The following is an 11,913-nucleotide window of genomic DNA, read 5'->3' on the forward strand; positions in this document are numbered from 1 at the left end:
TACCTTTACTCTACTTTATACAACTATAATTAAGACTTTTTATATGAAACATTATTTAGCATTTTTATTATCGATATCTACTTTATTCGTTTATTCTCAAAAAAGAAAGATCCCAACTGATACTATGGTTGTTACCACACATAATACAACTATAAAAAACACTAGTTTTTCATATACAGCAACTACAGGTACGCAACCTGTATGGAATAAAGATGGCAACCCTATTGCGACACTTTACTACACCTATTATGAGCGCAATAATGTTAAAAATAAAGCGAATAGACCTTTAGTTATTTCTTTTAATGGTGGTCCTGGTTCTGCATCTGTATGGATGCATATTGCATATACAGGTCCTAAAGTTTTAAATATTGATAATGAAGGTTACCCTGTTCAACCTTATGGTATTAAAAACAATCCTAATTCTATTCTTGATGTTGCAGACATTGTGTATGTTAATCCTGTAAATACTGGTTATTCAAGAATGATTAAAGATAAAGAAGATAATTTACCTAGCAGGGAAACCTTTTTTGGTATTAATGCAGATATTAAATATTTAGCCGAATGGATTAACACCTTTGTTTCTAGAAAAAACAGATGGGAATCTCCAAAATATATTATTGGTGAAAGTTATGGTGGCACCCGAGTTATGGGCTTAGCTAACGAATTACAAAATAACCAATGGATGTATTTAAATGGTGTTATTTTAGTATCCCCCGCAGATTATAAACTTTATAATACTTCGCAACCTGTATATTCGGCGCTGAACTTACCTTATTTTACAGCGGCAGCATGGTATCAAAAAGTATTACCTGAGACATTACAACAAAAAGATTTATTAGATATTTTACCTGAAGTTGAAAATTACACTATCAATACACTCATGCCTGCATTGGCTAAAGGAGGTTTTATTTCTAAGGATGAAAAACAAAATGTTGCTAAAAAAATGGCATATTATTCTGGATTAAGTAAATCGGCCATTTTGCAAAACAACTTAGATGTTCCTACACGCTTTTTTTGGAAAGAGCTTTTACGTAATAAAACGGGACAAACCATTGGACGTTTAGATTCTAGGTATTTAGGTATTGATAAAACCGAAGCTGGTGATAGCCCAGATTTTAATCCTGAATTAACATCATGGATGCATTCTTTTACTCCAGCTATTAATTATTACATAAAAACGCACTTAAACTTTAAAACAGATGTTAAATACAATATGTTTGGTGATGTACACCCTTGGGACAAAAGAAATAATAATACCCGCGAAGGTTTAAGAGAAGCTATGGCTAAAAATCCATATTTAAAAGTACTAGTTCAATCTGGCTATTATGATGGGGCTACAACTTATTTCGGGGCTAAATATACGATGTGGCAAATCGACCCTAGCGGAAAAATGAAAGACCGTTTTACTTTTAAAGGCTATAGAAGTGGACACATGATGTATTTACGTCACGATGATTTAATATCTGCTAATGATGATTTACGTGAGTTTATAAATAACTCATTATCTAATGGTAAGGCTGCTAAGTATTAAAAAGGGAGTTTATTTTGCAGTCTTTTAATTTTAAATCACCTAATAATTGGGTAAAATTACTTGTATTATAAATTAGGTATTTTCATTCTAATAAATATCACTCTATCATTATATCTTTAAGATGTAATCGAAAACAAATCACTCAACTAAGTAGCTACTATTTGTTTTAAATTACTAAGGTGGCATCTGAAAAACCTATTTTTAAATAGAGTAAGATATTTAATTAAAATATAAGTCATGGAAACAAAAGCATCATTTACATGGACATTAAAAGCATATGAAGATCAAGGAAATTTATTTCTAAAATGGCATACTGACGCTCCTTTTAGAGCTCAACAAGGTCAAATACATGTTTACAAAGGAAACTCATTCCCTTCAGACCCCAAAAAAGATACTAAAGCTTGGACTTGGGACGATAAAAACAATCCTTGGAATACAAAGTTGCCTTGGGGAACAGGCTGGCATTGTGCGTGGATTGCAGAAAAACCTAGTAATGGCCCTTATACTTATGTGGTTAAGATTGTAACAGATAAATCAATGGGTCCAAATGTATTAAAAGATATAGCTATCCAAGATTTTGCATAAATACAACAAAAGGGTTTAGCTTAAAATTTGAGCTAAACCCTTTATACTTATTTTCTTTAATCTATTATTTTTTCAATCTTCTATTTCCTTACCAATTTCAAAGGGTTTTAACTCTTCATTTATTATATTTTCTGTAACGTGATTAATATAATTACTCATCGTTTTTAACGAAACACCAACAATAATTTCCATGATATTTTCAGGAGAAAAACCTACTTCATAAAAAACATTTAAGTCTACTGCTTCAATATTACCTCTAGTTTCTGTTATTTTTTTACTTATATCAATTAAAGCATTCAAACGTTTGTCTTCTAATTTTTTCTGTTTTCTCACCGCATTTAGTATGGATGAAGAAATGCCATTCGCTTTTGCTGCACGTGTGTGAGCAGCTGTACAATAGTCACATTTATTAACGATACTTACCGCTAATAAAATAAGATGTTGCTCTCCCGATGAAAAACTTGTTTTTGAAAAAGTGTTAAATAAATCAATATAACCTTTTAAAGCAGATGGAGCTCCAGCCATATATCTAAATAAATTGGGTAACATTCCATATTTTTTCTCTCCGTATTTAAGTAATTCTTTAGATTCCTCGGGCGCACTTTCAATAGAGTGCTTAATAAATTGTTTCATATTATTGAGATTAAATTATAGCACAAAGTTAATCTTGATGTAAAGTAGAAACAATGGACAAAGGTTCACTCTTTGCTTTTTCTATATTTAGTAGGAGACATTCCTGCCTTGCTTTTAAAAATTTTACTAAAGTAATAAGGGTCACTAAAATTCATTTCATAAGAAATTTCTTTTACAGTCTTTTTTGTATGTTCTAGAAGATATTTACTGTGATCTATCTGTTTTTGAAGCAATATTTGACAAGGTGGAGAAGCATTATGTTTTTTTGATAGCTTACTTAAGTATTTTGGTTTTACGCCTAGTTCTTTTTCATAAAAAGCAATATCATGTTTATCAATAAAGTGTTTATCTATTAAATCCTTAAATTTTTCTAATATCTCCATTTCTTAATTATTTACAGCTATTCAATAAACGTATTTATTTACCTCAAAAACATACCTCATTCGATTAATATTTTTATAGAATCATTTAATGAGTAAAGTAAAAGCCCCGTCAGTTTTTAAATCAGACGAGGCTTTATATTATATTAACTTTTAGTTATCCTTTCAACCAAGCTCGTCTTAATTTTTTTTGAGCATCTGTCGCACCTGCTTTTTCAACAATACCTTCACCTGCTGTATAAGTTTTAGTAGTTGTAGCTTTAATAAGTATCTCCTCTCCTTCTCTATCAAGTATCACCTCAATATTTTTACCTGGTGTCCACATGTAGATTTCTTGCAATACTTCATTTGCATTTTGTAATGTTAAATTCGTACCATTAACTGTTTTAATAACATCTCTTGGTTGCGCCCCTTGTTCTACCCAAAAACTATTAGTTGAAACTACATTAGTAAAAAAGATTGTACCCTTTTCTGGATCTGCTCCAACAATTGGAGCACCATTCATCATAATATAATTAGCTTCTACTTGAGCTTCACCTATTTCTAAGCCTACTTTTTCAAAAAAGGCACTATAGTTTATTGGCGTATCTCCAATAACATGTATAGTAAAAAAATCTTGCAATGATGGGTAAGTCATAGCTACAATTTCATCTATAAGCTTATCATCTTCAAATGGCTTATTTTTTCCATATTTATTTGAAAGTTCTTTCATTAAAGACAAAATACCTCTATCTCCATTACTTTCTTCTCTCAATAAAATATCAATACACATCCCTATTAAGGCTCCTTTTTCGTAAACGTTATAATATTCATCTTTATAAGGATCTTTTAAAACATTTTCACTCATTATGGTAAAACTCATAGCATCATTCATACGTTTTGATCCTTGAATTTTATTCATCATTTTATGGTAAAACTCAGCTTCATCAACCAAGCCTTGATTTATCTGAAATAGGTTAGCGAAATATTCTGTAACTCCTTCATACATCCATAAATGTTTTGAAAACGTTGGTTTATTATAATCGAAATAATGTACATCTTCAGAATGCACACTTAAAGGTGTTACAATATGAAAAAACTCATGAGATACAACATCTGTCATACTTGTTGCTAAAGCTTGGTCATCCATAGACTCTGGCAATACTACGACAGTAGATGTGTGATGTTCTAAGGCTCCAAATCCTTTAGGAGAATCTTCTTTTCCTTCTGATAAATATAAATAAATATCATAACGGGCTGTAGAATTAACATCTCCCAAATATGCTTTTTGAGCTTGCATCATTTTAAAAACTGTTTCTTTTAAAGATGCGGCTGTATGCACATTATTTGGAGAATAAACGCTTAAAACAATTTTAATATCACCTACTTGAAATTCTTCAACATCTAAATTCCCATACATCATTGGGTTATCAGTAATATCAAAATACCTTTGAGCAAAATAACTAGTTGTTATCTTTTTTCCATCTTCACTTACTTTAGAATCCACATTTTGTAATGCCGAAGTTCGTACAAAATCTGCTGGAGCCGTGATATCTAATTTATATTGATTATTTTTTAAAGAGTCAAAATACCCTATAAAACCATGTAGATTTAGCACATAATTTTTAGGCTCTATGTTAGTTCCCGATGGAGAAAATGGCTGTTCTCCACCAATACCTCCTACAGCTTCAATATCATAAGTGTCATTAACCAAATAAGTAATTTTATCTAGTCCTTTTGCTTTAGCTATAGACCAAGTATTGACATCTATTTTGGTAACTTCCATTTCGTTACCTTTATAATCAATTGCTTTAAATGCTTCTACATATTTTCCAAAATCACTTACAGAATATGTTCCTTGTACTACCCTAGGCAATCTATATGTTACAGTTTCTACTGTAAAACGCCCTGGGTTAATAATTACGGGGGCTTTATCTTCTGTAATATTTGTTAAGTCTATTGAAGACTCAATAGGTAAGCTTGCTGCTAAATCGTTACTTGTATTTTTTGTAGGGTTACAACTAGCAAATAAAATACTTGCCATTAAAGAAGCTGTAAAAAGTCTTGAATTCATTTATTTTTTTTATCTTTTTTAGTAGAATCGAAAATACTATTATGTTAGATTTTACATTCTTAATATTTTGTTAAAGCTTAGGTTATTCAATAGATAATATACTATTTTATTCTGAAAATAAAAGAGCTAACTTATATATTGCAATATTTATATTACAAAAATGCAAGTTATTTTGAATATTATCCTTGATAAATTATATTTGTTTGCTTTAAATAATCAAAAAAATATAGATGAAATGTAATTTATTTGTTTATTAATATTAATTTTAAAGCTGTAACTTTGTAAAAAAGCATATACATGTACAACTGTTTTGACATAGCAAAAGAACTATTGAAATTTGCAAAAGAAGATGCTGTTCATATGGGAACAATGAAATTATTAAAATTAACTTATATTTCCCATGGTTACTATCTTGGTTTTAAAGGGAAACCTTTGTTTAGCAATGAGGTACAAGCTTGGAAATACGGCCCTGTAATTCCAGAACTTTATCACGTTACGAAACGCTTTGGTAGTCGTTCTGTCGATTTAGAAATTGTAAACCTATACTCTGAAAATAATTTGAATGAAACTGATAAAAAATTTTTAAAAATTATCTGGAATAATTACAAAAAATATAATGGTTTACAGCTATCATCAAAAACTCATGAAAAAAACACACCTTGGGATTTAGTATATAATAAAGTACACTACAAAACAATTGACAATTCTGTTATTGAAGAATATTATAAAAAAATAATAAGTGACAGAAAACAACACGCAGCCTAACAGGACTACTTCAACTGATAATAATATTGAAGTTGAAAGTCATTTTAACACAAATACACAAGAGGAAATTAATATAGACATCAATGATGTTGATAACAAATCCCAAAAAGAAAGAAATGAATTTTTTAGCGGGAATATGGATAATATCGATATTTTCTTAAAACACGAAGAATTTAAATTAAAAAAAGCCAATAGCGATTCTGAAAGAGGTTTAAGAGAAAGAAATGCTGCTTTAGCATTTAAATTCTCTTCCATTTGGGCTCTATTTATTGGATTAATTATCTTACTAAAAGGTTTTGATTTTTTTACGTGTTATGAATTATCTCAAACAGAATTTCTTTTTGTTATAGGTTCTTTAACAACCTCGATTTTCACTTTTTACTTACTTGTGATAAAATATCTATTTTATCACAAAGAAGATAATTCTTAAAAAATAGCATATACCAATAGTCCTAAAAAAATTTATTGTTTGATTAAAAAACCTTATGCAAGCCTCTTTAATAAGTATACTTATTCCTTTTAAAAACACTGAAGCTTTTATAGCCGAGTGTTTAGAGTCTATTTTAAAACAAACTTATATTAATTGGGAATTACTTATAGTTGATGATTCATCTACAGACAATAGCTATAAAATAGTAAAACAATTTGCAGCAAAAGATAATAGAATTAAACTTTTAAAAAATTCTGGTAATGGTATTATTGATGCCCTACAATTAGCTTTTAAACATACTAACGGTGAATTTATTACTAGAATGGATAGTGATGACATAATGCGACGAAACAAACTAGAAACCCTAGTAAATAATTTGCTTAAATATGGAAAGCAACATGTTGCTGTTGGCTTAGTTCATTACTTTTCTGATGATGGTGTTAAAGATGGTTATAAAAGTTATGAGGTTTGGCTTAACAACTTAACCAAAACAGGTAGCAATTATTCTGAAATTTATAAAGAATGTGTAATTCCTTCACCTTGTTGGATGATCCATAAAAGTGATTTAATAGCCTGTGATGCCTTTAAACCAAATAGATATCCAGAAGACTACGATTTGGCATTTCGTTTTTATAAACATAATTTTAAATGCATTCCTTGTGATACTATTTTACACAACTGGAGAGATTATAGCTCCCGTACTTCAAGGACTCATGTACATTATGCCGAAAATCATTTTATAGATTTAAAACTACATTACTTTATAACATTAAATTTTAATAAAAGTAAAACACTTGTTGTTTGGGGCGCTGGAAACAAAGGGAAAACTATAGCCAAAACACTTATTGAAAAAAATATAAATTTTGAATGGATTTGTGATAATCCAAATAAAATTGGTAGAGATATTTATGGCAAAATATTAAAACCTTTTAATTCTTTAAAAGAAATTAAAAATCCGCAAAGTATTATTACTGTAGCAAACAAAAATTCTCAACAAGAAATTAGAGACTACATGAATACATTAGATTTTAGACCTATTAATGATTATGTGTTCTTTTGTTAAAATCTATTACTAAAAAACGAAAAAAAATATGTAGGTTTGACTAATACAAAAAGAAATGCAGTTTAAACACCCAGAACTTCTTTACGCCCTATTCCTACTGCTTATTCCCATTATTGTTCATTTATTTCAATTACGGAAATTTCAAAAAGTAGACTTTACAAATGTGGCCTTTTTAAAAGAAGCAACTTTACAAACACGAAAAAGTTCACAAATAAAAAAATGGTTAGTGCTATGCACTCGATTATTATTAATTGCAGCCATTGTAATGGCATTTGCACAACCTTTTACCTCAAAGTCTAACACTTTTAAAACTAAAAAAGAGATTGTTATTTATCTAGATAACTCCTTTAGTATGCAAGCTAAAGGTAACCAAGGAGAACTTTTAAAACGTGCAATACAAGATGTTATAAGTAATGTTGATAATAATGAAACCATATCTATAATTACTAACGATAACGTTTATAAAAACACCTCTATTAAAGCCATAAAAAATGATTTACTACAATTAGAATATTCATCTAATAAATTAACAACAGAAGCAGCTTTATTAAAAAGCAAAACGGTTTTTAGTAATCAAAAAGAGACATTAAAAAATTTAGTTTTTATATCAGATTTCCAAGAAAATGGTTCTGTTATTAATTTTAAGTCTGATTCATTAACTAATATCCATTTAATTAAACTAAAACCTGTAAACGTTAATAATATTGCTATCGATAGTGCTTTTATTTCTGAAACTACTGCCACTTCTATTAAATTAAAAGTGAGATTAAAAAATAGCGGAATTGCTGTTGAAAACTTGCCCATTTCTCTTTATAATAATGAAACTCTTATAGCAAAAACATCTGTAGCTATTGAAAATGAAGCTGAAACTACTTTTTCTCTTCCTATAAACACCACTGTAAATGGAAAAATAACCATAGATGATGCTAATTTACAGTTTGACAACAGCTTATTTTTTAACATCAACAAAACTTCTAAAATTAATGTTTTAGTAGTCAATGCTAATAATGATGACTTCTTAAAACGTATTTATACTAAAAAAGAATTTAATTATACATCTGCACAAGAAAATCAACTAAATTATAATAACATAGATAAACAGCATCTTATTATTTTAAATGAGTTAAAAACAATACCCCTAGCATTAGTTTCGGCTACAAAACAATTTATTTCTCAAGGAGGTCATCTAATTATTATTCCGTCAAAGGAAATAAACAATGCTTCATACAATCAATTTTTAAATAATTATGGAGTACATTTTAATAAATTAGTTGAAACAGAAAAACGTATTACTAGTATTAATTATACACATCCACTTTATAATAATGGTGTATTTGAAAAGCAAGTAAGCAATTTTCAATACCCAAAGGTTAATAATTTTTATAGCATCTCTTCTAAAAACACTTCTTCCGTTTTACAATTTGAAGATAACAAGCCATTTTTAAGCCAAAGTAATAATGTATATATATTTACTTCAGCTTTAAACCAAGATAATTCTAGTTTTAAAAATTCACCTTTAATAGTACCTACTCTTTATAATATAGCAAAACAAAGTTTCAAAATTCCTGAACTATATTATACTATAGGAAACAAAAACACTTTTGATGTAGAAATACAATTACAGCAGGATGATATTTTATCTTTTGTAAATAATGATATAAATATTATTCCTAAACAACAGTATTTTAATAATAAGGTTATAATTAACACCTATGAAACCCCAGAAATTGCAGCTACTTATACTATTAAAAACAAAAGTGAAGCAATTAAAAATGTAAGCTATAATTACAATAGAGATGAAAGTGATTTAGTATATAGAAATCTTTCAATATCAAACAACGCCACTATAAGTAATTCCATTACCAATATTTTTAATACTATAAAAAGTGATACAAAAGTTAATGCGCTATGGAAATGGTTTATTATTTTTGCGCTAGCGTTATTGATTATTGAAATGCTCATCTTAAAATTCTTTAAATGAACATACTTATAAAATCTGCCACCATTATAGATTCAAAAAGCGAGTTTCATAATACAACTCAAGATTTGTTAATTGAAAATGGTGTGATTGTTAAGGTTTCCAACAGTATTAAAAACCCTAATAATTATCAAGAAGTAAAACTAGACAACCTCCATATTTCACAAGGTTGGTTCGATAGTAGTGTTAGTTTTGGCGAACCAGGTTTTGAAGAGCGGGAAACCATACAAAACGGACTTAAAACAGCTGCTTCATCTGGTTTTACTGCAGTTGTTGTAAACGCCAATACAAATCCTGTAGTAGATAAAAATTCAGATATTACGTTCATCAATTCAAAATCTAATAATCATGCTGTCGCCTTGTTACCTATTGGAGCACTTACTGTAGGCAGTAAAGGGAGCGATTTGGCAGAACTTTACGATATGAACACTGCCGGAGCTGTAGCTTTTTATGATTATAAAAAACCTATTTCTAATCCAAATCTTATGAAAATTGCTTTGCAATATGCTAGTAATTTTGATGGTTTGGTTTGTTCTTTTCCTCAAGAAAATAAAATTTCGGGACATGGAGTTATGAACGAACATATAACAAGTACCACTCTTGGTTTAAAAGGGATTCCTGCTTTAGCTGAAGAATTACAAGTCTCTAGAGATTTATTCTTACTTGAATACACTGGAGGAAAATTACATATCCCTACTATTTCTACAGCAACCTCTGTTGCTCTAATTAGAGAAGCTAAAAAGAAAAAACTAAACATTACTTGTAGTGTAGCCATACATAATCTATACTTTACAGATAATGTTTTAACAGATTTTAATACCCATTTTAAAGTACTTCCTCCTTTACGTACTAAAACAGATGTTGAAGCTTTAATTGAAGGAGTAAAAGACGGTACTATCGATATGGTTACCTCAGATCACAACCCTATAGATATTGAGCATAAAAAAATAGAATTTGACCATGCAAAACACGGAACCATTGGTTTAGAAAGCGCTTTTGGAGCTTTACAAAAAATATTCACAACAAAAAAAACTATAGATATTTTAACCAAAGGAAAATCAAGGTTTGGTATTGAAAAATCAACAATAAATATTGGTAACGAACCGAATATTACACTTTTTAATCCTGATACGAAATACACTTTTTCGATAAACGATATTGTATCTAAATCTAAAAATGCCATTTTTGAAAATGAAGATTTAAAAGGAAAAGTTTATGGTATTATATCAAATAACAAAATAGTTTTAAACGCATAATGATAACAGAACAAGATATTGAAAAAGGACGTAAAAATGCTATTATTAGCTATTTAACAATTATTGGAGTTATTATTGCTTATTATTTGAATAACGAAGAAAATAATAAAAGTTCTTTTGCTGCTTTTCATATTAGACAGTCTTTAGGTTTATGGTTAACTTTTTATGCTCTAGGATATATTATTGGAAGTTTTGATAGTTGGTTAGTTACATCTAGTTTTTACCTATTTTTTGCTGTATTGTTTATTTATGGTTTTACAAATGCTCTTAATAGAAAAGCTCAAACTGTACCTCTTGTTGGTGAATTATATCAAAAACTTTTTGCTAATTTGGGAAAATAAACTCCTTCAAGGCAATTTCACAATACATTAAATTTTCAAAAAACAAAAGAAAAACAAGGTAAGCCTCTAGTTATTAACCCCTAAAATTAACAAATGGAAAATAAATCACTCTCTCTACAACATATTATTCGTAAATCAAGCTTAACTAAAAATGCACCTTTATTAATTATGATGCATGGTTATGGTAGTGATGAAAATGATTTATTTTCGTTCGCAAACGAATTACCTGAAGAACTTTTTATTATTTCTGTTAAAGCTCCTTACCCTATGCAACCTTATGGCAATGCTTGGTATGCAATTAATTTTGATGCCGAAAAAGGTAAATGGAATGATAATGAACAGGCTGCAACATCAAGAGATTTAATTTCTAAATTTATTGATGAAGCTATTGCAACATATCCTGTTAACAAAAATAATGTATCACTATTAGGATTTAGTCAAGGTAGTATCTTAAGTTATGCTGTCGCCTTAAATTATCCTGAAAAAGTTAAAAACATTGTGGCTTTAAGTGGTTATTTAAATAAAGATATTTTCCCTAAAAATATAGAAAACAGAGACTATTCTAATTTAGATTTTTACTGTTCTCATGGTAGTGTCGATCAAGTTATTCCTGTAGATTGGGCTAGGCAAACTGCTCCTTTTTTAAACAGTCTTAATATTAAACATCAATATTCTGAATTTCCAGTTGGTCATGGAGTAGCACCACAAAACTTTTTTGAACTTAAAGATTGGCTGAGTAAACGTATTGGATAACAACAACTAACTTTTAAAAGTGCTAATCCTTAAATTGATATACAAAATACTCAATTAGAAAACTCTTTTATTAAAATTGTTATTTCTGAAAATTATCCTTTACAGATCTAATTCAGCTTATAAAACAAGTTACTCATCATATAAA

Annotated in this window: 12 protein-coding genes; 9 read left to right on the forward strand and 3 right to left on the reverse strand. The window is 28.9% G+C overall.

Features of this window, described 5'->3' with window-relative positions:
* The first annotated feature begins 43 nt into the window (after positions 1-43).
* Together A8C32_RS16020 and A8C32_RS16025 are read left to right on the forward strand one after the other, a co-directional pair.
* Positions 44-1,531 carry a S10 family peptidase gene (locus tag A8C32_RS16020; RefSeq protein WP_069831417.1) on the forward strand — a complete coding sequence of 496 codons (1,488 nt, stop codon included), beginning with the start codon at positions 44-46 and terminating at the stop codon, positions 1,529-1,531.
* Between the two features lie 237 nt (positions 1,532-1,768).
* Positions 1,769-2,116, forward strand: coding sequence for a hypothetical protein (locus A8C32_RS16025; protein WP_069831418.1), 348 nt, complete (start codon positions 1,769-1,771; stop codon positions 2,114-2,116).
* A gap of 72 nt (positions 2,117-2,188) precedes the next feature.
* Here A8C32_RS16025 and A8C32_RS16030 read toward each other — a convergent pair whose 3' ends face one another.
* The 3 genes from A8C32_RS16030 to A8C32_RS16040 form a co-directional block, all read right to left on the reverse strand.
* On the reverse strand, positions 2,189-2,749 hold the full coding sequence (locus tag A8C32_RS16030; RefSeq protein WP_069831419.1) for a carboxymuconolactone decarboxylase family protein: 561 nt from the start codon (positions 2,747-2,749) through the stop codon (positions 2,189-2,191).
* 65 nt (positions 2,750-2,814) lie between these two features.
* The gene (locus A8C32_RS16035; protein ID WP_069831420.1) at positions 2,815-3,132 is read right to left on the reverse strand and encodes a helix-turn-helix domain-containing protein; all 318 of its coding nucleotides are present in this window, start codon (positions 3,130-3,132) and stop codon (positions 2,815-2,817) included.
* A gap of 154 nt (positions 3,133-3,286) precedes the next feature.
* The gene (locus A8C32_RS16040) at positions 3,287-5,182 is read right to left on the reverse strand and encodes a M61 family metallopeptidase (protein ID WP_069831421.1); all 1,896 of its coding nucleotides are present in this window, start codon (positions 5,180-5,182) and stop codon (positions 3,287-3,289) included.
* 297 nt (positions 5,183-5,479) lie between these two features.
* Here A8C32_RS16040 and A8C32_RS16045 point away from each other — a divergent pair, with 297 nt between their 5' ends.
* The 7 genes from A8C32_RS16045 (at position 5,480) to A8C32_RS16075 (ending at position 11,768) form a co-directional block, all read left to right on the forward strand.
* Positions 5,480-5,947 (forward strand): Panacea domain-containing protein, encoded by a 468-nt coding sequence (locus A8C32_RS16045; RefSeq protein ID WP_069831422.1) that lies wholly within the window; start codon positions 5,480-5,482, stop codon positions 5,945-5,947.
* Positions 5,922-6,377, forward strand: a complete 456-nt coding sequence (locus tag A8C32_RS16050) for a hypothetical protein (protein ID WP_069831423.1) — start codon at positions 5,922-5,924, stop codon at positions 6,375-6,377. Before A8C32_RS16045 ends, A8C32_RS16050 begins: the two co-directional genes overlap by 26 nt.
* A 55-nt stretch (positions 6,378-6,432) precedes the next feature.
* Positions 6,433-7,440, forward strand: a complete 1,008-nt coding sequence (locus A8C32_RS16055) for a glycosyltransferase (RefSeq protein ID WP_069831424.1) — start codon at positions 6,433-6,435, stop codon at positions 7,438-7,440.
* A 55-nt stretch (positions 7,441-7,495) separates the two neighbouring features.
* Positions 7,496-9,421, forward strand: a complete 1,926-nt coding sequence (locus A8C32_RS16060) for a vWA domain-containing protein (RefSeq protein WP_069831425.1) — start codon at positions 7,496-7,498, stop codon at positions 9,419-9,421.
* Entirely contained in the window at positions 9,418-10,674 is a 1,257-nt protein-coding gene (locus A8C32_RS16065; RefSeq protein ID WP_069831426.1) for a dihydroorotase, read from the forward strand. The genes A8C32_RS16060 and A8C32_RS16065 overlap by 4 nt, the downstream gene beginning before the upstream one ends.
* Positions 10,674-11,015: a hypothetical protein gene (locus A8C32_RS16070; RefSeq protein WP_069831427.1), complete on the forward strand. Its 342-nt coding sequence runs from the start codon at positions 10,674-10,676 to the stop codon at positions 11,013-11,015. The genes A8C32_RS16065 and A8C32_RS16070 overlap by 1 nt, the downstream gene beginning before the upstream one ends.
* Before the next feature lie 93 nt (positions 11,016-11,108).
* Positions 11,109-11,768, forward strand: a complete 660-nt coding sequence (locus A8C32_RS16075) for an alpha/beta hydrolase (RefSeq protein ID WP_069831428.1) — start codon at positions 11,109-11,111, stop codon at positions 11,766-11,768.
* The last annotated feature ends 145 nt before the right edge of the window (positions 11,769-11,913 follow it).

Source organism: Flavivirga aquatica, from assembly GCF_001747085.1.
Lineage (GTDB): Bacteria > Bacteroidota > Bacteroidia > Flavobacteriales > Flavobacteriaceae > Algibacter_C > Algibacter_C aquatica.

Excerpts from the sequence above, each read along its gene's own strand:
- A8C32_RS16055 (WP_069831424.1), top strand. The coding sequence starts at position 6,433 with ATGCAAGCCTCTTTAATAAGTATACTTATTCCTTTTAAAAACACTGAA.
- A8C32_RS16070 (WP_069831427.1), top strand. The coding sequence starts at position 10,674 with ATGATAACAGAACAAGATATTGAAAAAGGACGTAAAAATGCTATTATT.
- A8C32_RS16040 (WP_069831421.1), bottom strand. The coding sequence starts at position 5,182 with ATGAATTCAAGACTTTTTACAGCTTCTTTAATGGCAAGTATTTTATTT.
- A8C32_RS16060 (WP_069831425.1), top strand. The coding sequence starts at position 7,496 with ATGCAGTTTAAACACCCAGAACTTCTTTACGCCCTATTCCTACTGCTT.
- A8C32_RS16065 (WP_069831426.1), top strand. The coding sequence starts at position 9,418 with ATGAACATACTTATAAAATCTGCCACCATTATAGATTCAAAAAGCGAG.
- A8C32_RS16035 (WP_069831420.1), bottom strand. The coding sequence starts at position 3,132 with ATGGAGATATTAGAAAAATTTAAGGATTTAATAGATAAACACTTTATT.
- A8C32_RS16030 (WP_069831419.1), bottom strand. The coding sequence starts at position 2,749 with ATGAAACAATTTATTAAGCACTCTATTGAAAGTGCGCCCGAGGAATCT.
- A8C32_RS16025 (WP_069831418.1), top strand. The coding sequence starts at position 1,769 with ATGGAAACAAAAGCATCATTTACATGGACATTAAAAGCATATGAAGAT.
- A8C32_RS16020 (WP_069831417.1), top strand. The coding sequence starts at position 44 with ATGAAACATTATTTAGCATTTTTATTATCGATATCTACTTTATTCGTT.
- A8C32_RS16075 (WP_069831428.1), top strand. The coding sequence starts at position 11,109 with ATGGAAAATAAATCACTCTCTCTACAACATATTATTCGTAAATCAAGC.
- A8C32_RS16045 (WP_069831422.1), top strand. The coding sequence starts at position 5,480 with ATGTACAACTGTTTTGACATAGCAAAAGAACTATTGAAATTTGCAAAA.